General features: G+C 51.4%; 25 protein-coding genes. 10 read left to right on the plus strand and 15 right to left on the minus strand.

What is annotated here, in order from left to right; translation table 11 throughout:
• Nucleotides 1-47: 47 nt before the first annotated feature.
• The 6 genes from KD147_RS13990 to KD147_RS14015 are packed head-to-tail and all read right to left on the minus strand — an operon-like array spanning nucleotide 48 to nucleotide 7014.
• Entirely contained in the window at nucleotides 48-1676 is a 1629-nt protein-coding gene (locus KD147_RS13990) for a BatD family protein (protein ID WP_212548263.1), read from the minus strand.
• Complete coding sequence (locus tag KD147_RS13995) at nucleotides 1670-3643, minus strand: VWA domain-containing protein (protein ID WP_212548264.1); 1974 nt, start codon at nucleotides 3641-3643, stop codon at nucleotides 1670-1672. The genes KD147_RS13990 and KD147_RS13995 overlap by 7 nt, the downstream gene beginning before the upstream one ends.
• A complete protein-coding gene (locus KD147_RS14000; RefSeq protein ID WP_212548265.1) occupies nucleotides 3640-4638 on the minus strand; it encodes a vWA domain-containing protein in 999 nt (332 codons plus the stop codon). Before KD147_RS14000 ends, KD147_RS13995 begins: the two co-directional genes overlap by 4 nt.
• Nucleotides 4631-5086 (minus strand): DUF4381 domain-containing protein, encoded by a 456-nt coding sequence (locus KD147_RS14005; protein WP_212548266.1) that lies wholly within the window; start codon nucleotides 5084-5086, stop codon nucleotides 4631-4633. The genes KD147_RS14000 and KD147_RS14005 overlap by 8 nt, the downstream gene beginning before the upstream one ends.
• Nucleotides 5087-6049 (minus strand): DUF58 domain-containing protein, encoded by a 963-nt coding sequence (locus tag KD147_RS14010; RefSeq protein WP_502710234.1) that lies wholly within the window; start codon nucleotides 6047-6049, stop codon nucleotides 5087-5089. It lies immediately after the preceding gene.
• Nucleotides 6050-6057: 8 nt separating this feature from the next.
• Complete coding sequence (locus tag KD147_RS14015; protein WP_212548267.1) at nucleotides 6058-7014, minus strand: AAA family ATPase; 957 nt, start codon at nucleotides 7012-7014, stop codon at nucleotides 6058-6060.
• 283 nt (nucleotides 7015-7297) lie between these two features.
• Between KD147_RS14015 and fadI the strand changes: the two genes are divergently transcribed.
• The 3 genes from fadI (at nucleotide 7298) to KD147_RS14030 (ending at nucleotide 11365) form a co-directional block, all read left to right on the plus strand.
• The gene (gene fadI / locus KD147_RS14020; RefSeq protein WP_212548268.1) at nucleotides 7298-8608 is read left to right on the plus strand and encodes an acetyl-CoA C-acyltransferase FadI; all 1311 of its coding nucleotides are present in this window, start codon (nucleotides 7298-7300) and stop codon (nucleotides 8606-8608) included.
• Nucleotides 8608-10953, plus strand: coding sequence for a fatty acid oxidation complex subunit alpha FadJ (fadJ, locus tag KD147_RS14025; protein WP_212548269.1), 2346 nt, complete (start codon nucleotides 8608-8610; stop codon nucleotides 10951-10953). Before fadI ends, fadJ begins: the two co-directional genes overlap by 1 nt.
• A gap of 220 nt (nucleotides 10954-11173) precedes the next feature.
• Nucleotides 11174-11365, plus strand: coding sequence for a hypothetical protein (locus tag KD147_RS14030; protein WP_105190478.1), 192 nt, complete (start codon nucleotides 11174-11176; stop codon nucleotides 11363-11365).
• Nucleotides 11366-11526: 161 nt separating this feature from the next.
• Here KD147_RS14030 and KD147_RS14035 read toward each other — a convergent pair whose 3' ends face one another.
• The 5 genes from KD147_RS14035 to KD147_RS14055 form a co-directional block, all read right to left on the minus strand.
• Nucleotides 11527-11997 carry a F0F1 ATP synthase subunit B family protein gene (locus KD147_RS14035; RefSeq protein ID WP_105200707.1) on the minus strand — a complete coding sequence of 157 codons (471 nt, stop codon included), beginning with the start codon at nucleotides 11995-11997 and terminating at the stop codon, nucleotides 11527-11529.
• 151 nt (nucleotides 11998-12148) lie between these two features.
• Entirely contained in the window at nucleotides 12149-12478 is a 330-nt protein-coding gene (locus KD147_RS14040; RefSeq protein WP_212548270.1) for a hypothetical protein, read from the minus strand.
• A gap of 79 nt (nucleotides 12479-12557) precedes the next feature.
• Entirely contained in the window at nucleotides 12558-12857 is a 300-nt protein-coding gene (locus tag KD147_RS14045) for a hypothetical protein (protein WP_212548271.1), read from the minus strand.
• A gap of 47 nt (nucleotides 12858-12904) precedes the next feature.
• Nucleotides 12905-14050: an alpha/beta hydrolase-fold protein gene (locus KD147_RS14050; protein ID WP_212548272.1), complete on the minus strand. Its 1146-nt coding sequence runs from the start codon at nucleotides 14048-14050 to the stop codon at nucleotides 12905-12907.
• A 201-nt stretch (nucleotides 14051-14251) separates the two neighbouring features.
• Nucleotides 14252-16966, minus strand: coding sequence for an insulinase family protein (locus tag KD147_RS14055; RefSeq protein WP_212548273.1), 2715 nt, complete (start codon nucleotides 16964-16966; stop codon nucleotides 14252-14254).
• Nucleotides 16967-17132: 166 nt separating this feature from the next.
• Here KD147_RS14055 and sixA point away from each other — a divergent pair, with 166 nt between their 5' ends.
• On the plus strand, nucleotides 17133-17600 hold the full coding sequence (gene sixA, locus KD147_RS14060) for a phosphohistidine phosphatase SixA (protein ID WP_105254991.1): 468 nt from the start codon (nucleotides 17133-17135) through the stop codon (nucleotides 17598-17600).
• Between the two features lie 17 nt (nucleotides 17601-17617).
• Here the strand turns inward: sixA and KD147_RS14065 are convergent, their stop codons facing one another.
• Nucleotides 17618-17947 (minus strand): SUI1 family translation initiation factor, encoded by a 330-nt coding sequence (locus KD147_RS14065; RefSeq protein WP_105254992.1) that lies wholly within the window; start codon nucleotides 17945-17947, stop codon nucleotides 17618-17620.
• Between the two features lie 117 nt (nucleotides 17948-18064).
• Between KD147_RS14065 and KD147_RS14070 the strand changes: the two genes are divergently transcribed.
• From KD147_RS14070 to KD147_RS14085, 4 genes are all read left to right on the plus strand, one after another.
• The gene (locus KD147_RS14070; RefSeq protein WP_105254993.1) at nucleotides 18065-18370 is read left to right on the plus strand and encodes an STAS domain-containing protein; all 306 of its coding nucleotides are present in this window, start codon (nucleotides 18065-18067) and stop codon (nucleotides 18368-18370) included.
• Complete coding sequence (locus tag KD147_RS14075; RefSeq protein ID WP_249319321.1) at nucleotides 18363-20057, plus strand: ATP-binding SpoIIE family protein phosphatase; 1695 nt, start codon at nucleotides 18363-18365, stop codon at nucleotides 20055-20057. Before KD147_RS14070 ends, KD147_RS14075 begins: the two co-directional genes overlap by 8 nt.
• A gap of 90 nt (nucleotides 20058-20147) precedes the next feature.
• Entirely contained in the window at nucleotides 20148-20798 is a 651-nt protein-coding gene (locus tag KD147_RS14080) for a GAF domain-containing protein (protein WP_212548274.1), read from the plus strand.
• Nucleotides 20799-20845: 47 nt separating this feature from the next.
• A complete protein-coding gene (locus KD147_RS14085; protein ID WP_212548275.1) occupies nucleotides 20846-22039 on the plus strand; it encodes an amino acid aminotransferase in 1194 nt (397 codons plus the stop codon).
• 64 nt (nucleotides 22040-22103) lie between these two features.
• On the opposite strand, the gene KD147_RS14090 is transcribed toward KD147_RS14085, so the two are convergent.
• Nucleotides 22104-22415 carry a YebG family protein gene (locus KD147_RS14090; protein ID WP_212548276.1) on the minus strand — a complete coding sequence of 104 codons (312 nt, stop codon included), beginning with the start codon at nucleotides 22413-22415 and terminating at the stop codon, nucleotides 22104-22106.
• Nucleotides 22416-22640: 225 nt separating this feature from the next.
• On the opposite strand from KD147_RS14090, the gene KD147_RS14095 reads away from it, so the two are divergent.
• On the plus strand, nucleotides 22641-22958 hold the full coding sequence (locus KD147_RS14095; RefSeq protein ID WP_212548277.1) for a ComEA family DNA-binding protein: 318 nt from the start codon (nucleotides 22641-22643) through the stop codon (nucleotides 22956-22958).
• Between the two features lie 23 nt (nucleotides 22959-22981).
• Here the strand turns inward: KD147_RS14095 and KD147_RS14100 are convergent, their stop codons facing one another.
• Together KD147_RS14100 and dsbB are read right to left on the minus strand one after the other, a co-directional pair.
• Nucleotides 22982-23284: a DUF6170 family protein gene (locus tag KD147_RS14100; RefSeq protein WP_212548278.1), complete on the minus strand. Its 303-nt coding sequence runs from the start codon at nucleotides 23282-23284 to the stop codon at nucleotides 22982-22984.
• Nucleotides 23281-23796: a disulfide bond formation protein DsbB gene (gene dsbB, locus KD147_RS14105; RefSeq protein ID WP_212548279.1), complete on the minus strand. Its 516-nt coding sequence runs from the start codon at nucleotides 23794-23796 to the stop codon at nucleotides 23281-23283. Before dsbB ends, KD147_RS14100 begins: the two co-directional genes overlap by 4 nt.
• 626 nt (nucleotides 23797-24422) lie before the next feature.
• On the opposite strand from dsbB, the gene KD147_RS14110 reads away from it, so the two are divergent.
• Nucleotides 24423-24674, plus strand: a complete 252-nt coding sequence (locus KD147_RS14110) for a hypothetical protein (protein ID WP_212548280.1) — start codon at nucleotides 24423-24425, stop codon at nucleotides 24672-24674.
• The last annotated feature ends 13 nt before the right edge of the window (nucleotides 24675-24687 follow it).

Genomic DNA, 24687 nt, shown 5'->3' on the forward strand with positions numbered 1-24687 from the left:
TGGTTTACGGCAAACCGAAAACCAGGTGCAAAAAGCTGGTAAAAGCCTTAGTACAATGAGTCTAGCTCAGCTTTTTGCTTATGGCTGGGGCGCGGGGTGTGTGCCGCAGCCTTGGCGATGCGATTGTAGTCAACCTCGGGTGCACTTGTGCTGTACAGAGATTGGCGCAGCTTAGCGAATTCCTGCACCGCATCCTGTGGCCACAGGGCAAGCCAGGCATCTATGTTGCCATAGTGAGACTTGGCGTAGATGTCGATGGCTTGATAGAGGGCTTTAGCGTCTCCTCTGTTGGCGGCGTTTTGGATATCGCCTACCTTGACGGGGGCACTTGCCGTTGATTCTTGGCTTTGCTCCACAGCCTGTGCTTTTTTACGCTTGTGACTGAGCCACCACAGCAGCAGGGTCAGTAACCATAAGGCATAGCCGGGCAGGGCCAGCCACCAGGGTAGAGAGCCTGTTTCGCCTTGGGCGGCGGTCGTCTTGTCGTCTTTAGGAGCCTCTGCATCGGCTGTGGCGGTTTGCTCTGCTTGGGGCGGCTCACTGGGGGCTTCTTTTGTTCCGTCGGCGGCGACCACGGTGATTTGCTGCTCGGGGACACTCGCCACCTGCTCACGCCCGGTAACGGTATTAAACCAGTTGATTGAAATCGCCGGCAGGGTGTAGGTGCCCGGCTCTTGCGGCACATAGGCGATAGAGGTCTTGGTCTGCGCAATGATGCGGCCATTACGAACCACATGGGTGCGCTCGGACTGATCCGCATAACTGCGCACCGCCTCAACTTCACTGCTGGTTACATCCGGCAATTGTTCCTTGGTAACATTGAGCGCGGTGAGCGTAAGCGTACGAGTGATGGGCGTGCCGACCTTTACCTCTTGCTCCAGTCCCTGCCATTGCTCGCTTAAATCAACCAACTCACTGGGCAGCCAGGCGCCGCTGTACTGCGCAGGGGTGGGTTTTACATCCACCAATTGACTCGTGCCGCGGGCGCTGATGGCCACCGGGCGGTAGTTTACACGGGCTTTGCCGTTGAATACCGGTGCCTCTAGTTCAAAGGTGCCGCTTTTCTGCGGTTGGATCAGATACTCGCGCTGGATCACCCGATAGCGGCGACCATCGACCACTTCCTGACTTTCGCTGTCGCGACCTAACTGAGCCAAATTTGCTTCGCTCATTGCCGGTGCGGTCATGGCCGCATCGATAAGGTCGACGCCGACGTAAAGTTTTACGGTATAAATGGCTGCCTGTTGCACATATAAGCTTGCCGGAGTGAGCTCGGTTTTAATAAAGGCGTTATTGCCATCGCCCTGGGCCTCCTTATTGGCGACCACATTGAGGGTAAAAGGCTCGGAGCTCACGCCTTTGAGGTTAAAGGCCGGGATCTCGTATTGGCCTGGCTCGCGGGCCATCAATTCCACCCGCCAGCTGGTTTGGCGGCTGACTACGCCGTTGACCATCTGGGTATTGGTGCTGCGATAAGTAGGGCCGACCACAAAGTGCCGTAACAAGGCGTCTGTGTCCGGTTGAGTGGTTTTTATGGTGTCATCGGCGCTCAGGGTCAACATAAAGTATTCACCGGCGACCACCGGGTTTTTATCGACGCTGGCTTCAAGCTGCGATAAGGCTAAGGTCGGCAGGCTCAAGCAGATTAAGCAAACATATAAAAAACTTCTTACCATGACTTCTCTACTCCTTGTGGTAAGCGGCGGCGATATCGTTGACGTTGCTGGGCTTCTAGTTGCATTTTGTTGCGCAGCAGGATCTCCGGGTTGTCGGGAATTTTTCGTAGCAGTTGATTGAGCTGTTGCGCTTTTTCACGCTCTTCGGGACTGAGCTCAGCCATGGCAGCGGCTTGTTGCTCGCCATCTTGCTGCCCGGCTTGTTGTTCGCCGAGCGCTTGCTGTTGTGCTTTAGCTTGTTCTTGTGAGTCCTCGGGCGAAGTCTCGGACGAAGTCTCGGGCGAAGCCGCTGCGTCATTTTGTTGCGACGACTGCTCGTTCGAGGACTCGGTCGAAGACTCGCCAGACTCTTGCTGTTCGTCTTGGTCCGACTTATCGTCGGCCTGGGCGCTGTTTTGCGGGCGGTTGCGCTCATTGCTGTTACGCTCGTTTTGCGCGCTACTGCCACCGTTTTGTTGCTCGGAGTCGTCTTGTTGTTGCGACTCACCTTGTTGCTCAGAGCCTTGCTGCTGGCCATCTTGCTGCTGTTGTTGACCATCTTCTTGTTGTTGTGAGTCCTGGCCTTGGGAGTCTTGCTCCTGCCCTGAATCACCTTGTTGATTTTGTTGCTGCTCTTGCTGCTTTTTCAACTGCTCCAGGGTGGACTTATTGGCCTTGGCGGCCTCGAGGTTTGGGTCTTTATCCAGGGCCTGCTGATAGCGCTCCAGGGCCTCGTCAAACTTGCCCAATTGCGCCAGGGCATTACCCTGGTTATACAGGCCGGTGGCCGAGTTATCCTTGTTAAAATCAGCCAGGGCTCCCTGATAGTCCTGTTGCTGGTATTTGGCGGCGCCACTGAGCAAAGGGTTTCGCGCCTGTGCCGCCTGCTCATAGGCCTTGTCATGGTAGGCGTTGAGGGCATTTTGTTCTGCATTATTAAACCAGGACTGGCCGCTGGCGGCATAGGCCGGGGTCCATAATTGCGGCACCAGTACAAGGGCGGCGCCCAGCATAATAGCGCGGCGTTGCAGTTGCCATAGCAGCAAGGGAAGAACCAATAAGGCCAGATAGATGCCGGCATCGATTCGCCATAAAGTCTGTTGGTTTTGCGCCTGCTGCGTTGTTTGTTCACCTTTGGAAACCGCGAGAACGTTAAGGTTGTCGCTGCTTGGCTGATAACGAATAAGTTTACCGCCACCGAGCTGCGCCAGGCGTTGCAGGCGCTCAAAGTTAGTCTTAGGAATGACGATTTGTCCCTGATTGTCTTTTAAGAAGCCGCCATCGGGCAAGCTGATGGGGGCGCCTTGCTCGCTGCCTATGGCATAGATATGCAAACGGTAGTCGTTGTTGCTGAGCCAGGTGCGGATATCGCCTTCTTCCTCAGCATCTATACCGTCGCTGATTAAAATAATGTCCCCTTGCGGGTAATCGGCCTGCTCCAGCAGCTCCTGCGCCAGCGTCAACGCCGCCAGTACATTACTGCCTTGCTCGGGCATAATATCCGGGCTTAGGCTGGGGATAAGATTAGTCAGGGTTTGGCTGTCCGAGGTCAGCGGCGAAATGGTAAAGGCATCGCCGGCATAGGCGATGAGCGCCGTTTCACCTTCTTTAAACAGCTCCACCATATCCAAGGCCTTAAAGCGGGCCTGCTGCAGTCGGTTGGGGCTGATGTCCGTACTAAACATGGAGCGGGACATGTCCATTACCATAACCCGCGCCATTTTCGCCTCATACACCGGCAGCTCTTGTTTGCTAAAGCTGGGTCCAGCCATGGCGACCACCATGAGTGCCAGCAGCAGGGCATTGAGCAAACCATTGTTTTGTCGTTGCTCAGCGCCTTCTTGCATTACTTGCGCCGCCAAATGGGGGGCGATAAGGGGTTGTTGCTGTTGTTCGTCTTTACTGGCAACCAGGCGCCAAATCAGGTAGAAGCCCGGCAATAGCAGCAGCCATAAGAGATCGGGTCGTAAGAAAATAAATTCGGTCATAATTGCTCTCCTGCAACACGCTGCATGGCAACCGCAAAGCGGTGCCAGACGGTGGCCAACAAGAGTATTAAGAAACTCAAAAAGAGCGGAAGGTAGAAAAGTGCCTCTTCCGGGCGCACGGTTTGTTCTTCTTTCGCCAACGGCTCCAGGGCGTCCAGCTCCTGATAAATATTGGCTAGGCTACGGGTGTCGGTGGCGCGAAAATAACGACCGCCGGTTTCCTTGGCCAGGTGAGTAAGTAAGCGCTCATCCAAGGCCGCACCACCGCCCATGGAGAACAGGCCGCCGCCAAAGTTGCCGTCGGAGCCAACGCCTATGGTGTATACCTTCACTTGTGCATCCTTGGCCAGGATCAAAGCTTCCTCCGGGGTGAGGTTGCCGGCTGTGTTTTGGCCGTCGGTGAGCAGGATCACCACCTTGTTGGACGCAGATTTATCGTTAAAACGTTTTACCGCCAAACCTAGGGCATCACCGATGGCGGTGGCGCGACCCACCAGGCCAATCTGCGCTTCTTTGAGCATTTGCGCTACGGTATCCAGATCCCTGGTTAGCGGGGTTTGTAAAAAGGCGGTATCGGCAAAGAGAATAAGCCCGAGCTGATCGCCCTGACGCTCGGTAATAAAGTCGCTGAGCACATTTTTTACCACGCTAAGGCGGTCGACAAAACGTCCCTGATAGGCCATGTCTTGCTCGCGCATGGAACCGGATAAGTCCACCGCCAACATAATATCGCGCCCCTCATTGGCCAGGGTAATAGGCTCGCCGCGATACACTGGATTAGCCAAGGCGCTCACGAATGTCAGCCAAGCCAGGGCCAGTAACCAATGTGGCCAGCGCTTGTTAACGCGGGTCTGGGTTTTTGCCTTGGCCTGATAGGCCAGGGAGTCGATACGCAGTAACAAGGTGTTGTGTGTTTTTTTGCTATTTTGCACCCAGGCCAGTAGCCAGGGCAGGGGGAGAAGAATAAACAGCCAGGGCCAGGCGAACTCAAACATCCAGGGTCTCCTTGGTCTTAAACTGCACCAGGGCCTGCTTTAGCTTATGCGCCAGCTCATCCTGCTCGGCATTCTGCATGGCATTCTGCACGGCATCACCCTTATATAAGGCAGTAAGCTCTTCGGCGTGAAAGGTAAGGCCGCTCAACTGAGACAGGGTCAAGGCCCAGCGCTGGCCAGTCAGGGCGCTTACCTGGGCACCGTAATAATGTTTGCATAGGCGCTTTAATAGCTGATGCAGGCCTAACGCCGTTTGTTGCTGCGCCAATTCCAAGGCATGGCGTTTGGCGCGCAAGTGTTGCTGGCGGCGACGATAAACCAGTACGGCGGCGATAATTAACACTAACAGTGTGGCGGCCAAGAGCCACCAGGCCGGACCCGGCGGCCAACTTGATACCTCAGTGGGGACAATCACATCGGCCAATGGCATTGTAGGGGCTGACTGCATTTACAAACTCCCTTCATAAAACTGTTGTTCCAGCGCCTTGGCGGCGCTAATTTCCACCAAGGAGTGGCAATATCGGGATAGTTTTTGTTGGCGCAAAGCGCCGAGTTGCTGCGCCTGCTGATTAAAGCGGCGACGAAAACCGGCATCCTGTAAGGGCAGGCTAAAATGCCCCTGATGGCTACGCACATTCACCGCTTCCGGGTAGTGCGGCAGGTGCTGCTCAAAGGGGTCGCTGATCACGCAGGCGACCACTTCGCAATGGCGCGCCAGACGTTGTAATTCGCGCTCTATGGCCGGGTTATCATCGTGCTGCAATATGGCAAAGTCGCTCAGCAGGTAGACGGTGCTGCCGGGCTTGGCAAGCTGGTTTAAGCGTTGCAACTGGCGCAGCAGATCTGTGCCAGTGGCGCTACTGCTGAGGGTTTGCTGCTGTTTGTGGCTGTCGAGCAGGCCGTGGAATACCCGTAACACCGCCTTATCGCGGCTTTGTGGGCGAAATTCATGGTGCTGCTGATCGTTAAAAACCAGGGCACCGAGTTTATCGCCACGGGCACAGGCCGACCAGGCGATCAAGGCGGCCAGATGCGCCGCTTGCACCGATTTAAATAGCAGCTGAGAGCCAAAGTGCATGCTGGCGCTAAAGTCGACCAGCATTAGTACCGGGCGTTCCTTTTCTTCCTGAAACAGCTTGGTATGGGCCTCGCCGGTACGGGCGGTTACGCGCCAGTCGATGCTGCGTACATCATCGCCGCTTTGATAATGGCGCACCTCCGCAAACTCCATGCCGCGGCCCTTATGCGGTGCCAGATACTGACCGCTATGGGGGCTGCGTATGCGCTTGCGTACCGCTAAATCCAGCAGCTGGGTTTTTGTTTTGTAATAGGTGAGCTCTTTTAAAGCCAGGCTATGGCCATTGCTATGCAACTGCTCTAGCCATTGCTGCACACCCATGGCTGACTGCAACTTAGCCATTAAGGCACTGCCACGCGCTCTAAAATGCGCGTTAACACCTGGTCTTTACTGACGCCCTCGGCCTGCGCTTCGTAGCTGAGAATAATGCGATGGCGCAGGACATTGTGAAAGACCGCCTGAATGTCTTCCGGGCTGACAAAGTCGCGGCCTTGCAACCAGGCATGAGCACGCGCCGCTCGGTCCAGGGCTATGGTGGCCCGTGGACTGGCACCGTATTCAATCCAATTGGCCAGGTCGTCATCGACGCGCAGGCCATCGCGGGTAGCGATCACCAGCTGAACCAGGTATTGCTCTAAGGGCTCGGCCAAATGCAACGCCAGCACCTGTTGGCGGGCATCGAATAGATCCGCCTGAGAAATAGGCTCAATATTTTGCTGCTCACCGGCCAGCGCCTCGCCACGAGTCAGCCGCAAAATGGCCAGCTCCGCCTCGGCGTCGGGGTAATCAATATTCAAATGCAGTAAAAAGCGGTCAAGCTGTGCTTCGGGCAGCGGGTAGGTCCCCTCTTGTTCTAGCGGGTTTTGTGTTGCCATCACCATAAACAGCTGCTCAAGTGGGTAGGTATTTTTCCCCACGGTGATTTGCCGTTCGGCCATGGCCTCCAGCAGGGCCGACTGCACCTTGGCGGGGGCGCGGTTTATTTCATCCGCCAGTACCAGGTTATGAAACAGTGGGCCCGGCTCAAATACAAACTCGCTGGTTTGTTGGCGGTAAATATCGGTGCCGGTGACATCCGACGGCAATAAATCCGGAGTAAACTGAATGCGCTGGAAACAGCCTTCTAGGCCCTTGGCCAAGGCGTTTACCGCGCGGGTCTTAGCCAGTCCCGGCGGGCCCTCAACGAGCAGGTGACCGTCCGCCAATACGGCAATAAGTAGGGACTGAGTGAGCTGGTGTTGACCGATGATTTGGGTATCTAAATAGGTTTTTAATTGTGCAAACTTAGAAACTGCCATAAGTGTACTTGTCCTTGCCGGCATAAAAATATGCTGTGAAAAATAGGGCGCGGTTACGCCTAACAACGCCCTTTAGGCATTGTGTAAGCCAAATAGTTCGATCGATTTTACTTACAATTGTTCAGTTTTAAAGTCTTGTTTTTTATTTTGATTGCTTCAGTTTGTTAACTATTGTTGTAGCTGGGTGGTAAATTTTGATATGCCTATTGGCAATGCGCCCGGGGTTGTTTTAGAATCGGGGAAACATTAACAGGTCAGACCTGTCAGCAGGAGAAGCATTTATATGTCTGAGCAAACAAAACTAACAACACGAAACGGGGAGCGCATTGCCATTGTCAGCGGCCTGCGTACACCTTTTGCAAAGCAAGCGACCGCTTTTCATCATGTACCCGCATTAGACCTAGGTAAACTCGTGGTCAACGAGATGCTAGAGCGTCTTGATTTCGATCGCAAGGAAATCGACCAATTGGTGTTTGGTCAGGTGGTACAAATGCCCGAAGCGCCTAATATTGCTCGTGAAATTGTGCTCGGAACCGGCATGCCGGTGAATATCGATGCCTATTCGGTTTCGCGCGCCTGCGCAACCAGCTTTCAGGCCATTGCCAACGTCGCCGAATCGATTATGGCCGGACACACACAGGTAGGTATCGCCGGTGGTGCCGACTCATCCTCTGTCTTGCCCATTGGCGTGAGCAAAAAGCTGGCCGGCAGTCTGGTGGATTTAAATAAAGCCCGCACCCTGTCACAGCGCTTAAAGATTTTCTCAAAACTGCGCCTAAAAGACTTGCTGCCGGTGCCGCCGGCGGTAGCCGAGTACTCGACCGGCTTGTCCATGGGTCAAACCGCCGAACAGATGGCAAAAACCCATAATATCAGCCGCGCCGATCAGGATGCTTTGGCGCACCGTTCACATACCTTGGCAGGCCAGGCTTGGGCCGAGGGCAAGCTGGCGCAAGAAGTCATGACCGCTCATGTGCCGCCTTATAAGTCCTTTATCGAGCAGGATAACAATATTCGCGCCAACTCAGAGCTTGCTAGCTACGCCAAATTAAAGCCGGTGTTCGACCGCCAATACGGCAGCGTCACCGCCGCCAATGCGACGCCATTGACCGATGGTGCGGCGGCGGTACTGCTGATGAATGAGAGCAAGGCCAAAGCCATGGGTTACGAAATCCTGGGCTATATTCGCAGCTATGCTTTCACCGCCATCGGCGTGCATGAAGACATGCTGATGGGCCCGGCGCATTCAACGCCAGTGGCCCTTGATCGTGCCGGTATTACGTTAGGCGACCTTGACCTGATTGAAATGCACGAGGCCTTTGCGGCACAAACCCTGGCGAATATGAAGATGTTTGCCTCGAATAAATTTGCCAAAGAGCAGCTTGGTCGCGATAAGGCAATTGGTGAAATCGACATGGATAAATTCAATGTTAACGGTGGCTCGCTGGCCTATGGTCACCCATTCGCCGCCACCGGCGCGCGTTTGATCACCCAAAGTATTCATGAACTCAATCGTCGCGGTGGTGGTTTGGCCTTAACCACGGCCTGTGCCGCCGGTGGCCTGGGTGCCGCCTTTGTATTGGAGAGTGCATAATGACTGAATCAGTATTTACATTCGAGCTCAATGACGAGCGCGTCGGTATCGTTACCATAGACGTGCCCGACGAGAAGATGAACACCTTGCGCGCCAGCTTTGCCGAGCAGTTGCAGGATGTGATCACCACAGCCAACGAAAATAACGTTAAAGGCCTGGTGTTTATCAGTGCCAAGCCGGATAACTTTATTGCCGGTGCCGACATCAACATGCTGGACGAGGCCAATACCCGTGAAGAAGCGTTGGCCCTGTCGAGTACCTGTCACGACGCCTTTTTTGACTTGGCTAAACTGCCTTATCCCACGGTGGCCGCCATTCACGGCGCTGCCTTAGGTGGCGGTTTAGAGTTTGCACTGGCCTGTGATTACCGCGTTTGTAGCGACAGCGACATCACCAAAATGGGTCTGCCCGAGGTGCAGTTAGGCCTTTTGCCTGGCGGCGGCGGAACCCAGCGTCTGCCTAAGCTGGTGGGCATTCAAAAGGCTCTGGAATGGATGCTAACCGGCAAGCAGGTGCGCGCCAAGCAGGCGAAAAAAGCCGGCCTGGTGAACGACTGTGTGCCGCACTCGATTCTATTGGATGTGGCGGTGCAGTTTGCGCAAAAAGGTAAAGCGAAAGCGGCGAAACCTCGGCTCGATAAAATGTCGGCGCTGCTGGAGTCTAACCCCTTTGGCCGCAATCTGATCTTCAAAAAAGCCGCCGAAAATGTGGCCAAGAAGACCGGCGGTCATTACCCGGCGCCTGAGCTGATTATCAAGGCGGTGCGTGCCAGCGTCGAGCTGGACCAACTTAAGGCCTATAAAACAGAGGCCGAAGGTTTTGCCGATCTGGTGATGAGCGATGTCTCTAAAAAACTGCGCGGTATTTTCTTTGCCACCACAGAGATGAAGAAAGAATGGCGCGCCGATGACGCCCCTAGCACCGACAAGGTTGCCGTGTTGGGCGGCGGCCTGATGGGTGCGGGTATCACTCATGTGAGTGCCATCAAGGCGGGTGTGCGCACCCGAGTAAAAGACGTGGCGCAACAAGGCATTGCCGGGGCTATGAACTACAGCTATAAAATTCTTGATAAAAAGCGTCAGCGTCGCATCTTGTCTCTGGCCGAGTTGCAGGAGCAGATGAGTCGCATTACCGGCACAACGGATTACAGCGGCTTTAAGCATGTGGACATGGTGATCGAAGCGGTATTTGAAGACCTTTCCCTAAAGCAGGCCATGGTTGCCGATGTTGAGCAATATGCCCAAGCGCACACCATTTTTGCCAGCAACACCAGTTCGTTGCCGATAGCACAAATTGCCGCGCAGGCGCAGCGTCCGGAAAATGTTATTGGCTTACACTATTTTTCGCCGGTAGAAAAAATGCCGCTGGTGGAAATTATTCCCCACGAGAAGACCAGTGAGCAAACCATCGCCCGCACCGTGAGCTTTGCCCGCAAGCAAGGCAAAACGCCGATCGTGGTTAAAGACAAGGCCGGTTTCTTTGTAAACCGTATCTTGGCTCCCTATGTGAACGAGGCGGCAAACCTATTGCTCGCGGGTGAACCTATCGAGAAAATCGACCAGGCCTTAGTGGAGTTTGGTTTCCCGGTTGGCCCTCTGGCGCTGCTCGATGAAGTAGGAATTGATATCGGCTCTAAGATTGCCCCTATTCTTGAGGCCGAGCTGGGTGAGCGCTTTAAGGCACCAGCGGTGTTTAATCGCTTAATCGACGACAAGCGCCTAGGTCGTAAGTCGGGCCGTGGCTTCTACGATTACAGCAAGAAAAAGAAGAAGGTGGACGAGTCGGTTTACGAATTCCTGGGCGTGACGCTCAGCCCTAAACTAAACAAGGAAGAGATTGCCGAGCGTTGCGTCATGCAGATGCTGAACGAAGCGGCACGTTGTTTGGAAGAAGGTATCGTCAGCAATGCCCGCGACGGCGACATAGGTGCCATCTTCGGCATTGGCTTCCCGCCGTTCCTGGGCGGTCCGTTTAGCTATATGGATAACCTGGGCGCCGGCAAAGTGTGCTCGATTCTGGCAACCTATGCGCAGTTGAATGACGGCTTTGCCCCGGCGGCGGCTCTACTGGCCATGGCCGAGCAGGGCGAAAGTTATTACCCGCAGGAGCAGGCGGTTGCCGAGGCTAAAAGCAAGGTTGAAGCTGAGGAAGAGGTTGAGACAAAGGAGCAGGTTGAGACAAAGGAGCAGGTTGAAGCTGAGAACAAGGCAGAGGCTAGCGACAAAGCCGACGCTGAAAGCAACGACGAGTCCGAATCAGTTGATTCTGAAGAGCCGGCCAAGGACGTTGCCGGGGACGTTGCCGAGGACGCTGCGGATCAAGACAAGGAACAGGCTCGCAGTTAATCTCCTCCTAAGTACAAGATTGAAAAGCGCAGCAATATGCTGCGCTTTTTTGTGCTCAGGATTTTGGGCGCGTATCGGCTTCTAGATGAAATAAAATCAACTGAAAAAGTTTACTTAATAACCAATGGCCTAGCTGTGAATTAAAGAAGCAGGGTGGGCTGGGTGGTTAATTAATCAGCATCTTTATGGTAAAGTCGCCGCCCGAGAATGAGGGGGGATTATGATTTTATTATTAAGTGTCGTGTTTGCCAGTTTGTTGTTTGTAGTTGCCACCGCCAAAGGCATGCCAGCCAAACGCTGGGCCCTGTTAGGCGGCTTATGTGGACCCTTCGCCCTGGCGCTGTTTAATGTGCATTACCGCCGCGCTTTGATGCGCACCATAGCCCATTGTGGGATTATTTGGCGACCCTGATATTTCTTGGTGCCGGGAAGGATGCCGCCGAGCATCCTTTTTTGTGTAAGTGAGTTGCAACTCATCGGCAACGGTTTTCTCAGTTGGGTGTTGTCGCCACTGCGACAAGATCCAGCAGTTTGGACAAACTACCTAGTTTTAGCAATTCACCCAAAAGCAGATTAGTTTCCTGCTTTACCCGCTTCGAGTATTGGCAGACCTGCCTCGGTGGGGATGTAAATGCGCTCACCATTGCCTTCTTGCAGGCCTTTAATCCAGACATAACGCAGGTAAGCTTCATTCCCTTTAAGGGACTCGCCTATGATTCTGTTTGCCTCAGCGGCTGCCTTTGCTCTTTCTATGTCTGCTTGACCCTCGGCTTTTGCTTGAACAATCTTGGCTTCACCCTCGGCTTGCGCTAACGTGACCCGCGCCTTTGCTTGCATGAGCGCTGCTTGCTCCCTGGCCTTGGCCTCTTCAATGAGGATTTGTTTGCTCCATTCCGCCTCTTTTAATGCGGCAATACCATTCATTTCTAATTTATATACTTTGTATTTAGGCCAAGCCCATAAGGCCAGTATGATTAAGATCACAAAGAATAAAACCGTGGCCACCAGACCACCAAAAGCGATTGCATTTCTATTTGGATGCACAATTTTTCCTTTCTTTATAATAGGTTATTATTTAGTCCTTGAAGTTAGCTTACCTTGTCGGCTCTCCTAACACCAGCATGCAGAGCAGGGGGCGTAATCTGCCGTGTCTGAAAAGGGCTGAAGACAGTGAATACTTTCTTAACTGGTGTGGTTAGGCTTTGGTTTGATACTGGTGGCACAGCATTAAAATGCCCACTGAGATAGAGACCGAGCCCAGATAGGTCAACGCCATGACAACATAGCTTTTATAGAGCATAACCTGAGCGAGTATGTCGTTATCCATCCTTGCGATTGCCACCGAGGCAAGCGTGTCGAGCGGCAGCAACCCTATTAGGATGGTTCCAATGCTAAGAAAAAAGATGGCTCCCTTGCCAAAGGTTCTGTGTAGTTTCACGCTTGCAATAATGGCCAAAATAATAGGACTAATGGCTGCCAAGAGCGCAAATAATGCAAAAGCAGTTAAGGTTAATTCTTCTTCCATTTGATAACTCCTTCCTTAGAGATATAACATCCGCATGATGGGCAGATTCAGCTTGGCTAAAATTAGCGCCAGCCTAGCTTTATTTTTCCTGCTTTAACAACTTGTTAGTTTGAATTTCACTGTAATCAATAGGTTTATTTGCTGCAACAATGACTGCCACAATAAATGCAGGTATAAACTGATAGAACCATTCGGCTATATTTTGAGCAAAAAGAAATGCAATTGATGCACTAGTTAATGCTGTAATAGCAACACAAGTTAAAGCTTGTAATTTATATGCCCAACTAACATGACCAGAAGAGACCTCTTTTCTAGATGCAAACCTAATTGCAAGTGCATAGATAATTAGAAAGAAGTATAAAAATACAAATGCACCCATGATTTCCTTTTCAAACTAAAGTTGATTATCGCGGCCTTGTAAGCCAGTTAACTTTGCGTGCCCTTCACTAACGGAAGCAATCTATCGCGGCGTTGGATAAAGAAGTCATAACCCGCATCCCCTTCTTTGGAGAGCTCTAAGGCCATATTAACCTGTTGCAGTGAGTCCTTATATTGTCCGTTGCGCTCATAAGCGAAGGCCAGTCCGTTGTATGCATCGGCGGACTTAGGGTGCAATTCGATATTAAACTTGAATAGCTTTATTGCCGTTGTAAAGTCATCTTCTTCAAAGACAAAGTGGTAACCCAGTTCTCTTATTACCTGTTCCGGCGGCGCTATCTGTTCGCCGTATTGCTGTGAAAGGCGAGCGTAGTAGTCGGTAATAGAGTCCAGCTCGCCGGTGAATGCCTGTACCGGCATGGCCCTGGGCATAAATAAATGATGGTACGCATTGAATATGCCGGCGCTGGATGTCAGTGCGTGCGCTACGTTATCGAAGGCGTTGGTGACCAGGGTCAGATTTTTGGGTTTATTGGCCCTCATAAACTGATGCAGGTCATCATACACAGCGCGCATATCGCCACCTTCTTCACCTATGTTCATATACACATAGCTATTAAGCGTTTTTGCTTTGGCAATGAACTCCTTGGTACTCTTTGCCGACGCGCCATGGTTCCACCACACCGCAGGGCTATAGGCGATATGGGCCTGAAAAAGCTCGGGCTTGGCTTGCAGCGCATAAAGGGCAAAGACTCCGGCTGCGGAAGCGCCGGCAATGACTCTAAAGTCATGGGTACGGTATGTATTATCGACCAAAGGGATCAATTCACGTTCGAAAAAATCCAAAAACTTGGCGCCACCGCCACCGAGTCCGACCGGCCCCCTTGGGTCTTGGTTTACCGTGGGATAAAGATCTCTCAGGCGGTTGGTATTTTCTATGGCGACAATAATAACCTCGGGAGCTGATTGGGCATGCTGTAAGCGCTCTATAACCGCCGTAAGCAGGGGGACATTACTGGCACCATCTAGGCGGTAAATTACCGGATACACCTTGTCAGGGTTGGTGTGGTAGCTTTTAGGTAATTGCACCAGGATGCTGCGCTCTTCACCAAGCACTTTTGACTGTATGATTTCGGTGTGTTGACTGTAGGTGTCACTTAATTTTTCTTGAGCTAAAGTCGTGGTTGAGGCCATTGTGGCTACAAGAAAAGCCAAAATTAAAGCGCTGGTCGGTTTTAGAAGACTCACAATAAATCCCTTTATATAAACGTGTTAGTTAATTCAAACTAGCATCGTTTACAAAAGAATAAAACAATTATAATCAAAGCATTATTAGTGTTTTATATCCAGGCAGCCCAACGCGTCGGGACCTGAGCCCAGGCAGAGCTCAACATTTTATAATGACTGGCTTTGTTGGCTTTCACTGGGTTCGCAGAGCGGATCACTCAACCACTCCATTCGCGGGCGCTGCGGTGCAAACAATTCGTGTAGATACTGCAGCACCTGCTCAAACTCGATGTTTTCTAACGTACTCAGTAAATTCGCCTGCAGGGTAAACTCGACCCCCGGGTTACTTATAGCCAGCCAGAAACGTTGCGAGCGCAGGCGCAGGTTTTTATCTTTTTCGGCAATCTGGCGATAAAGGCTTTGTTTGCTGTGCTCCCAGGTTTGCTCATCCATTTGCGTCACCTGTTGGCAATACTGGCTAATAAAGTGATTATGATGCGCCAGTAATTGCTTACCTTCGACATTGGGTGACTGCACGTAAAACGCCAGGCCGGCGCGGGAGTTAAAAGGCGCATAACCGGCACCGACCAAATAGCCAAGCTGTTGCTCGGTGCGCAGGGCATTAAAGTAGGGCTGATTAAGCAGGTGATTGACCACCATCATCAACACCTTCTCTTCAATATTGTTGCTGGCGGCCTGGTAGTAAATCACCATGGCATGGTCATTACTAGGCAAACTAAGCTGCTGTTGTACGATGGCGGTGATTTCCTCAAGCGGACGGCTAATGGCCTCAATATTGGCCCTTTGCTCCAGGTGGGACTGGATCAAGCGCAAAAAGTCATAGGCGTCGGCGGGGCGCCAATTACCATGTAAAAACGCCTCGATATGCACGGCGGCAAAAAACTCTTCGCGGAACTGCTTAAACTGTAAGTAGCTGGTGCTTTTAAGTGCCTGTGCCAAGGCTTCCGGAGTCGGATTCCAGGGCATGATCTCGGCGCCGATGCGACTGAAAATCTCGCTCACCGGTTTGTTTTGGTTACTTGATTGCCAGTGGCGTACCAATTGTTTTTTGTATTCGGCGTAGCGTTTGGCGCAAATATCCGCGTTAAAGAGGGCGTCTAACAATCCCTGCGCCAGCTCCAATTGGCTTGAAGACAGACCCGCTGTGTGCAGGGTTAAACCGCCTTGGTGTGAAGACAAGTGGTAGTTGAGGCCTGCTAGCTCGGCGGGGTAAAACTGCTCGGCCACACAGTCGATAAAGAGATCCGCAAACAAACGGGTCAGGGCCATATGCTGCACATCTTTGACCGCCAACTGGGAGTCGATGGCCAGATAAAAGTGACCCTTGGCGACGCGATAGGTGGCGTCTTGTTTAAACCAAAAGTTAAAGCCCGGATGCGAGGCCAGCTTTTCCGGAATTGCGCCGGGCGACTCCAGCTCGTGCAGCACACAAGGGCGCTGCAAGTAGGGATTGACCTCGGGCAGCGACATGGTGCTCAGCGGTGTATCTATGGCCGCCAGGGCATCCAGCCACTGAGGCTCCAATGCCTTGGTGTAGTAGGGGGTGTTGTACCATTGCGTGGTTTTATCGCCACTGACCCCAGGGTGGATCAACACCAAGCGCATGTTTTTGGGGCTTAGCCAGTCGAGCACCTGGGCAAACTGCTGTGGCTCATAACCGGCCATCAGATAGTCGCCGTAGAGATAATGCTCGCTGGGGTAGTGGTGCATATTCACGCTCAGGCCACTGACCCAATCCAGCAGGCGAGCCTTTTCCTGGTTATCGAAGGCGATTTGCAATAGCGTTTGCTTATCCCGATACAGGGCATGTAATTGCCCGGCATTTTGGCGGATAAGGGCGATATAGGCAAACACCATCTCGACGATATCCTGATAATACTCAATGCCGTCGTCGGTCAGCGCCAGGCTGATATTAAAGTCTTTAAAGTTGCTGCCGTTGATGCCACCCCCGGCGGACAGGGCATTGATCCAGCCCTGGCTTTTAAGCAGAGAGTGCAGCGAGCCTTCGCCCTCATAGCCGAGTAAATGGGCGAGAAAGCTGACCGTTTTGTGCTTATAGAATTTATCTATGCTCGGCATGGCAAAGCTGATGATCAGCTTTTGCAGATGCTTATGGGGCTCTATATGCAGCTCCAGCCCCAGGTCTTGAGCGCGATACAAAGGCTCGGCAATCTCTGGCTTGCTGGTTGTGCTGCTATTGAGATCCGTGAATAAGTGCTCGGCCCAGCGCTGCAATTGCGCCAAGGAGTAGGGGCCACATAATACCAAAGTCATCCATTGGGCCTGATAGTGCTCGGAAAAAAACGACTCCAGTTCTTGTTTTATCGGGCCTTGTTCATCGCTCAAGGTATCCAGGCTGCCCACCGAGAATTTGGCAAAGGGATGCTTGGGGTTGACCGTTTCCTTGTGTGCCTGGTAGATACGACGGCCATCGTCCTTAATTTTTAGCTTAAATTCGGCGTCGATGGCGTTACGTTCTTTGTCTATTTCTGCGTCATTGAACAGGGGGGCAATAAAGAGCTGGCTAAAACGCTCCAGGGCCGGCTGAAAATATTGCTTGGTGATATCGAAGTAATAGCAGCTGTGTTCGGTGCCGGTCCAGGCATTGCTGCTGCCGCCGTGGCGGCTAATAAAGTCATGAAACTCACCGGCTTCGGGGAATTTTTCGGTGCCGAGGAAAAGCAGATGTTCGACAAAGTGGGCAAGGCCCTGGCGGTGCCAGGGATCATCAAAGTGCCCGGCATTAACGGTAAGCGCGGCGGCCGCTTTTTGACTATCGCTGTCGGCGACTAACAAAACCCTAAGACCATTGGGCAGTGTTAGCGCTTGGTAGAGTCTGTTATCATTGCGGCTGATATTCAATTATTGCTCCTGAAACTAAAAAAAGTTACAAGATGTTCAGGGCCAGCGGTTACGGCGAAGTGCCTACCTGAATATCGGGTGGTAAAGCTAAACTATAGCGAATATCGCGCCTTAATGGCTAGCTTTTGCGGCAAAACTTTTTCTCTAATTAGTTGATTTAACAGAAATGAAAACAGTTTTAATCATGCGTCATGGCGATGCGCAGCCATTGCAGGCAGAAGATAATTTGCGTGAGTTGACCGCCAAGGGCCTGGAGCAGGCGGATCATGTTGGTCAATGGCTGGCACAACGCTTTAATCCTCAAGGCTTATTGGTGAGCCCCTATGTGCGGGCGCAACAAACCGCGATGCAGGTAAAGGAGCATTGTCGCAACTTTATTTACAGCGAAGACAGCGAGGAAGTGATCCCGTCCGCCGATGCTAAACGCGCCGTTGATTACCTCAGCGCTCTGATTGCGGTGCACGATGACATAGACTGCTGGCTGGTGGTCGCCCATATGCCCATTGTCAGTTATATGGTCGCCGAGCTATGTCCGGATAAAATGCCCATCTTCCCAACCTGTGGCGTGGCCCATATTGACTACGACCCGCAGACCTTACGAGGCCATTGGCGGGCCTTGTATAGCCCGCAATAATATGGGCGTCTTGAGGCTTAGCCGCCGGCTATCTTGACCTTAAAGCCTTGTGCTTCCAGCAAACCTTTAAGTTTGTCGCGGTCATCACCCTGGATTTCGATAACGCCATCCTTAACGGCGCCGCCTTGACCCATTTTTGATTTTAATAGCTTCGCCAGTTTCTTTAGATCATGTTCCTGCGGGTCAATACCAACAACCAGCATCACCCCTTTGCCTTTGCGGCCCTTGGTTTGTCGCTCGATACGCAGGGCGCCGTCTTTAAACAGCTTAACGTCGGCTTGCTCTTGCTCAACAGGCGCTTTAATGCGTCCCGTCTCAGTTGAATACACTAGGTTATTGTCGCTCATCACTACCTCCGACCTAATCAGGCCGCTAGTTTATCATAATTGCGCTCTGCTTATTGCCAAATTAGTGCTAGGTCCTATATTTTAAACAAGCAAATAATCAGTAGCTTAGGAGCGAGCATGAGTTTGAATCAGCATTACGACAAGGAAAAGAATACGTTGGTAATAGTGATTAAGGATAAGTTTGATTTTAACTTAGTACAGGACTTTCGTAACGCTTACATTGGCATCGACCCCGGCGCGCGCTCTGTGGAGGTGGATTTACGTGCCACCAGTTACATGGACAGCTCGGCGCTGGGCATGTTGTTAAACATGCAAAAAGCCTTGAAGGGACAAGTTGAACGCTTTGCTATTTGTAATGCCAATGCGCAATTGAAGAAGATCTTCCAGATTTCTCGTTTTGACAAGAAGTTTGCCATTGACTGAGGTTGGCCGCCTCGGCGGCTCACCCGGGGCAGCCGAACATCCCCCGGTGGTCTTGGTGGTGGATGATCAGGCCCTTAACCGGCAAGTGCTGCGCGCCTTATTGGAGCGCGAGCAGTATTGTGTGCTGGAAGCCGCTAACGGCGCCGAGGCGGTGGCCTTGGTAACCAGTATGGCGGTGGATGTGGTGCTGCTTGATATTATGATGCCCATCCTGGACGGGTATCAGGCGGCGCCGCAAATAAAGCAACAGGCTGGGGGCGCTTACTTACCCATCATTTTTATTACCGCATTAGAGGGGCAGCAGGCCCTGGCTCGCTGTCTTGATGTTGGCGGTGATGACTTTATGCCCAAGCCATTTGATGCTCATATTCTCAGAGCCAAACTGCGGGCGCACCTGCGTATTCGCCAGTTGCTGGCGCAGTCCATGGAGCAGACGCGGGCGCTTAGTTACTATCAGCGCCAAACGGAGCGCGAATACGAGCTGGTGGAGCATATCTTTACCAATGCCCTACAGCGAAATATGCAGGTGCCCAAGGGGGTCGACTGGCATTTGTCACCAGCGGCGATGTTCAACGGTGATGTTTTCCTCAGTGCCTTGAGTCCCAACGGAGGCCAGTACTTTCTGCTGGGCGATTTTACCGGTCATGGCTTGGTAGCGGCGGTGGGCGCTCTGCCGGTGGCACGCATTTTCTACACCATGGTGGAGAAAAACTTTGCCGTGGCCGACATTGCCCGGGAAATAAACCAGGCCCTTGAGCAATTATTGCCGGCGCATATGTTTTGTGCGGCGACACTGTGTGAGCTGAACCCAAGTGCGCAAAGCGCCACCCTCTGGATGGGCGGCTTGCCCGATGCTTTTTTGCTCGATGAACAGGGGCGGGTATTACAGCGCCTGCAGTCTCGGCATATGGCGCTTGGCATACTTGAAGATGATGAATTCGAGCGGGACTTGTTGCACCTCACCTTGGCAGATAATGTCCGCCTGGTGTTTTACACCGATGGCATTATTGAGGCAACGAATGGTGAGGAGCAGCAATTTGGCGAGCAAGGCTTGCTCAGCGCCGTGGCTGCCAAGGTCAAGGCTAGCTCAGCCGATGTCCTTAGAGCGGTGCATTGGTTTAGTGGCGGCGACAAGCAAGCGGATGATTACAGCCTAGTACTCATTGACCCGCAGCCACAGCCGCAGTTGGAACCTGTTCCTGAGCGCCTAAGCCAGTTACCTCTAAGCCTGAGTCTGGAGCTGGACGCGCAGCAATTAAAAAGCACGGATCCCGTCTCCGAATTGATTGATCTCGTGGCCAGTATACCGGGGTTCCGAGCCCATAAATCGGCGCTCTTTATCTTATTGTCCGAAGCCTATAACAATGCTCTCGAGCATGGTTTACTGGCCTTAGACTCTGAACTCAAAGTCAGCGACGTCGGCTTTTTCGAATATTATGCGCTGCGTGAGTGCATATTGGCCGAACTTAAAAGCGGGCATATTCGCTTCGATATCGCCTACCAGCCACAACAGCGTCAGCTAACATTGACGGTCACCGACTCCGGCCCAGGCTTTGAGCCAGCCCGCTATCGACCGCCAAAGCCATATCAAGGCTACGGCTGCGGCATTGCCTTGTTGCATGAGCTCGCAACCACGGTGCGCTATAACGAAAAGGGGAATCAGGTGCTCATTACCTACAGGCTGTAGATGGGTACTTTGCGACCTTATTTTGTTATTGCCTGCGCTTTTGCCTCTGTGTTAGCATCCATTTAAAAGTTTAGATGTTTGGATGGCTAAATGATTTCCTATAACGAACAGGCGCACCTAGATGCGGATGCGGCACTCACCGAGAAGTATCAAGCGTTACTAACGGAGTATCTGGCAACGGCAAGTGCTCAGGTGCAATGGCAATATCTAATTCCAGAGTTGGGCGAGGGCGGTGCGTGCAGCCTGTTTGGCCATTTACAGGAAGAGCCCTTTAGCTTGCGTGAGCACCTAGATGGCGGTGCCGAGGAACGCCTCGCCACCTTGCAGGCGATCGTTGATTTTGTTGTAGAGCAAAGTGGTGTCGATTGGTTTGGTATCTATCAAGCTCGCGATATTGACGGCCAGTGGCAATTGCTCAAACTGGCGTACTATGGCGCGCCCAGTCGACCCCTGTTTCCGATTACTCCAGAGTTCGCCGCCACTAGTAATAATGTACAGGTCGCAAGCTCTGGAAAGGCGAGAATTATCAATAATGTGGAAGACTATGTTGCCAGCGGTGGCGAATACTATACATGTGACCCGAAAGTGAAGGCTGAAAGCTGCTTGCCGCTTTATTCGCAGGAAGGTAAAGTAGTGGGTATCGTCGATGCGGAAGCATTCAGCACAGATTTTTTTACCCCCGAACGCATAGCTCTGCTAGTCGCCGCAAGCAAAGAAATTGTCGCGCATTTGCCAGCTTAATGTGGCCGGGTACTGCTAACCCCTGAGATAATTAAAAAGAGAGTCCCATGTTCTCACAGTTAAAACCATTACCGACGGATCCCATTCTTGGGTTGATGGCTGCGTTCAAGGCTGACACCAATGCCAATAAAATTGATTTAGGTGTCGGTGTTTATAAAGATGAGCAGGGCAACACCCCTGTGTTAAAAGCCGTAAAAAAAGCTGAAGAGTTTCGCTTAGCCAATGAGGCCACCAAGTCTTATATCGGGTTGGCCGGTAACTTGGATTATTGTCAGAAAATGGAACAATTGCTGTTAGGCGATGCGCACCCAGCGTTGCTAGCGGACCGTGTGCGCACGGCACAAACCCCAGGTGGTACAGGTTCATTGCGCGTTGCTGCCGAGTTTATCAAGCGTTGTAACGATGACGCTACGGTTTGGGTGACTACACCGACCTGGGCTAACCATATCAGCTTGTTTGAAGCGGCCGGTCTGACGGTAAAAGAATACCCTTACTACGACTATGAAAATAAGGGGTTATTGTTCGACGAAATGGTTAACGCCCTAAGTCAGATCCCGGCAGGCGATGTGGTATTGCTGCACGCTTGTTGTCATAACCCAAGCGGTATGGACTTAAATGCCGAGCAATGGCAAACCGTGACCGACATCGCTAAAGCACAAGGCTTTACCGTGCTTATCGATATCGCCTATCAAGGTTTTGGTACTAGCCTGGACGAAGATGCTGCCGGCCTGCGTTTACTTGCTTCACAGGTTGAAGAGTTGATCATTTGTTCCTCATGCTCGAAGAACTTCGGTCTATACCGTGACCGTATCGGTGCCTGCTCAATCATCTCAAAAGATGCCAGCGGTGCCGATGTATCTAACTCGGTATTACTGAGCGTGGTACGTAGCATCTACTCTATGCCTCCGGCGCACGGTGCGGATATCGTCAGCACTATTCTTGCTAGCTCTGAGCTAACCACCATGTGGCACGATGAACTGGATGAAATGCGCTCACGCATTAACGAGTTCCGTTCACTATTAAAAGAGAAACTGAATGCCAAATGTCATGGCATGGACTTCTCATTTATTGAGCGTCAGCACGGTATGTTCTCTTTCTTAGGCATTAATAAAGAGCAGATCGAGCGCCTGCAAAAAGAGTATTCGATTTACATCGTTGGTTCGAGCCGCGTTAACGTAGCCGGTATCAGCCACGCAAATATCGATTACTTCGCCGATGCGGTAGCCGAAGTAACGAAATAACTTTCGCTTAAAATTAAGCAATAAAAAAAGCCAGCAAATGCTGGCTTTTTTTATTGGCTGTCGGTTAGGCTTCTTTTGCCTTCAGCTCGGTCACCTTATCAGTGCTGCTTTGCGCCTTGGGCTTTTTTTCGGCTTTATTATCACTTGGCTTAGCGCCTTTTAGCACCTGCATAAAGTCTTCTTTTTGTTTGGCTATTTGCAGCGCCAGGCTTTCTACTTGTTGTTCGCTTAAGGGCACATCGGCGTTTGCCAGCAGGCCTTCAAGGTTTTCGGCAATATCGAGCATTTTGTCATAAGCATCGGCTTCTTTTTTACTGGTAAAGGTCATGCGCTCGACTCCATCTCTTTCAACTACGTACTTAACGACAACAGCCATGGGATCTCCTAACTATACTGTTTTTTTATACAGTTAGATTAGGGGCGCGAGCAGCGAAGGTCAAGGTGTTTTTATTCTTTTTCCGTAACTTGCGATAAACACAGTGCTCAGGAGCTTGGGTCGATGCGTGTGCGCCAGAGCCACTAGGTTGACAAGCCTGGTTCCTTCTTCTTTATTTAATAGCGGTAGTACCAAAGGAATAGTCATCACTTTAAGGAGAGAAGTATGAAACTACTTAACACCTCTGCAAGCGCCATTATTGGCGTTCTTGCCACCACACTCTTTCTTGCCACCACAGCCCCGGTTATTGCAGCGCCATCCGAGCCAAGTAAAAGCGAAGCCTCAAGCCATGCCAAGGTCAGCTTGAACCAGGCCTCGGCCGAGCAATTGCAGGCCTTGCCCGGTATAGGTCCGGCCAAAGCCAAGGCAATTATCGACTATCGCGATAAAAACGGCGGCTTTAAGAGTATTGAGCAACTGGATGATGTGCCAGGGATAGGTGAGCGGCTAATGGCCGAGCTCAAGGATAAGGTGTCGTTGTAATTGGAAATAATCTAAAGGCAGCGTTAGCTGCCTTTATTATGCTCTGTAATCGCCTGGTCCAGATGACGACAGGCAAAGTAGTGGCGCACCGGCAGCACCAAAATGGGGTAGGCAAGACCGGCAAGCAATAACCAGGGCAGCATGCTCCACCCCTCAAAGCGCACCAACAATAAAAACAGCGGCGTGATCAGCAACAGCTTGATGATATTGAGGGTGATACGTTCTTGGGCATTCAATAATTCCAAGGCCTCAGCCACCAGTTGCAAGCGCTGGCGGTGGCTGAATGATTGCAGTTTAGGAATTTGACTGGCTAAAAAATAAATCATGACTTGCTAGGCTTAAAGAACAAGCTAGCACAGGTTACGATAACTGCGGCCGCTGCAAGGGCCGCAAAAATAACCTGCATCCAACCCGGCATCGACAGACCTAAAAATTGCCAATCAATGTTACCACAGTCGCCGGTCGCGGCGAAGAAGCCAGGGATCCATTCATGCAAGGGCACGGGGAAGTTAGGTTCGAATTCACAGACGAAGGCGAACGGGTCGGTGGTGGTTTGCATCATAATGTGCTCACGGGCCAATAGCAGACCCCAAATGCTGGCAACCAGCCAGGTAGCCAAGCCGCTCAGGCGCAGCCAAAGATTGGCAGGGTTGATGGCGCCAATAAGGCCAGCGAATAACACGCCTAACACGGCGGTACGTTGGTAGATACACATGATGCACGGAGCTAAATCCATGGCGTATTGGAAATACAGCGCCGTTGCCTCAAACAGGGTTGCGATTAACGCTAATAGTAACCAAGGCGCACGTTGGCGCGAAATCTTACTTAACCAGCTCATAGCTTACTCAACTAATTGTCTATGCGAGGATTATGCCCCTGCACCTGGGTCTATGCAAGCACCAGCCAAAAGCCGCGAAAAGCTGATACTTTATTATTGTCTTGTGCAATTGCCAGTTTTACTCGGTGTGCTTTACAGTGAATTGGCTTTTTTTACGACACAATCAATTAGTATAAATGTCTACTACAGGCAAATCTGAAACATTAACAATATTTTTGGGCCACCTATTAAAGTCTATAAAGTTGACGTTAAACCAATCCAATTCTGCCGCAAAGCTTGTTAACATAAACACTCTCAGGACAGCTTTAAGAACAAAGCGGATCGGAAATTTCATTTTTATTAAATGGCTTGTTAGAGTGGTACTTTAATTGGCACAATTTATAAACAGAGAAAAAGGATGTTAATCGATGCAACTCAGACGAATACTTATCCTATATTTTCTGCTTACCTCTTCTTCTTTGCTCTCCTGGGTTTTGTATGAGCAATTTAATGCTTTGCTAAAGATTCGGTCGAAATCATTCTAGAGCGTGGTTTTAAAAAGAAGTTAAATGTTAATACTTAATTAGATTATTACCGCATCTGTGACACGTTAGCTGTAAGTAAAAATAAAAAAATAAGGATATAAGATGATAAGAATCGGGTTGTTAATATGGCTGCTAACTCTTTCAACTGCATCAACAGTGGTTTTTGCGAATGTGTTCACGAACATGGTGAATCACCCCAGTAAAGAGGGGGTAGCGTATAGTTTTAATGAGGGGCATTTTTATACGTTACAAGCAGATGAGAATGGTTGGCAAATGCTGGACCATACATATTTAGGTCGCTACGAAGCTGACAATCAAGTGGCTTTATACAGTGATGGCAGGGGAGCGCACTAGCTGCCACCGTATT

Origin of the sequence: Pseudoalteromonas sp. BDTF-M6 (assembly GCF_018334135.1) — a bacterium.
Classification (GTDB): Bacteria; Pseudomonadota; Gammaproteobacteria; order Enterobacterales; family Alteromonadaceae; genus Pseudoalteromonas.

What these genes read in the sequence shown, in the direction of transcription:
- KD147_RS13990 (WP_212548263.1), bottom strand. Translation starts at nt 1,676, where the DNA reads ATGGTAAGAAGTTTTTTATATGTTTGCTTAATCTGCTTGAGCCTGCCG.
- KD147_RS13995 (WP_212548264.1), bottom strand. Translation starts at nt 3,643, where the DNA reads ATGACCGAATTTATTTTCTTACGACCCGATCTCTTATGGCTGCTGCTA.
- KD147_RS14000 (WP_212548265.1), bottom strand. Translation starts at nt 4,638, where the DNA reads ATGTTTGAGTTCGCCTGGCCCTGGCTGTTTATTCTTCTCCCCCTGCCC.
- KD147_RS14005 (WP_212548266.1), bottom strand. Translation starts at nt 5,086, where the DNA reads ATGCAGTCAGCCCCTACAATGCCATTGGCCGATGTGATTGTCCCCACT.
- KD147_RS14015 (WP_212548267.1), bottom strand. Translation starts at nt 7,014, where the DNA reads ATGGCAGTTTCTAAGTTTGCACAATTAAAAACCTATTTAGATACCCAA.
- fadI (WP_212548268.1), top strand. Translation starts at nt 7,298, where the DNA reads ATGTCTGAGCAAACAAAACTAACAACACGAAACGGGGAGCGCATTGCC.
- fadJ (WP_212548269.1), top strand. Translation starts at nt 8,608, where the DNA reads ATGACTGAATCAGTATTTACATTCGAGCTCAATGACGAGCGCGTCGGT.
- KD147_RS14030 (WP_105190478.1), top strand. Translation starts at nt 11,174, where the DNA reads ATGATTTTATTATTAAGTGTCGTGTTTGCCAGTTTGTTGTTTGTAGTT.
- KD147_RS14040 (WP_212548270.1), bottom strand. Translation starts at nt 12,478, where the DNA reads ATGGAAGAAGAATTAACCTTAACTGCTTTTGCATTATTTGCGCTCTTG.
- KD147_RS14045 (WP_212548271.1), bottom strand. Translation starts at nt 12,857, where the DNA reads ATGGGTGCATTTGTATTTTTATACTTCTTTCTAATTATCTATGCACTT.
- KD147_RS14050 (WP_212548272.1), bottom strand. Translation starts at nt 14,050, where the DNA reads ATGGCCTCAACCACGACTTTAGCTCAAGAAAAATTAAGTGACACCTAC.
- sixA (WP_105254991.1), top strand. Translation starts at nt 17,133, where the DNA reads ATGAAAACAGTTTTAATCATGCGTCATGGCGATGCGCAGCCATTGCAG.
- KD147_RS14065 (WP_105254992.1), bottom strand. Translation starts at nt 17,947, where the DNA reads ATGAGCGACAATAACCTAGTGTATTCAACTGAGACGGGACGCATTAAA.
- KD147_RS14070 (WP_105254993.1), top strand. Translation starts at nt 18,065, where the DNA reads ATGAGTTTGAATCAGCATTACGACAAGGAAAAGAATACGTTGGTAATA.
- KD147_RS14080 (WP_212548274.1), top strand. Translation starts at nt 20,148, where the DNA reads ATGATTTCCTATAACGAACAGGCGCACCTAGATGCGGATGCGGCACTC.
- KD147_RS14085 (WP_212548275.1), top strand. Translation starts at nt 20,846, where the DNA reads ATGTTCTCACAGTTAAAACCATTACCGACGGATCCCATTCTTGGGTTG.
- KD147_RS14090 (WP_212548276.1), bottom strand. Translation starts at nt 22,415, where the DNA reads ATGGCTGTTGTCGTTAAGTACGTAGTTGAAAGAGATGGAGTCGAGCGC.
- KD147_RS14095 (WP_212548277.1), top strand. Translation starts at nt 22,641, where the DNA reads ATGAAACTACTTAACACCTCTGCAAGCGCCATTATTGGCGTTCTTGCC.
- KD147_RS14100 (WP_212548278.1), bottom strand. Translation starts at nt 23,284, where the DNA reads ATGATTTATTTTTTAGCCAGTCAAATTCCTAAACTGCAATCATTCAGC.
- dsbB (WP_212548279.1), bottom strand. Translation starts at nt 23,796, where the DNA reads ATGAGCTGGTTAAGTAAGATTTCGCGCCAACGTGCGCCTTGGTTACTA.
- KD147_RS14110 (WP_212548280.1), top strand. Translation starts at nt 24,423, where the DNA reads ATGATAAGAATCGGGTTGTTAATATGGCTGCTAACTCTTTCAACTGCA.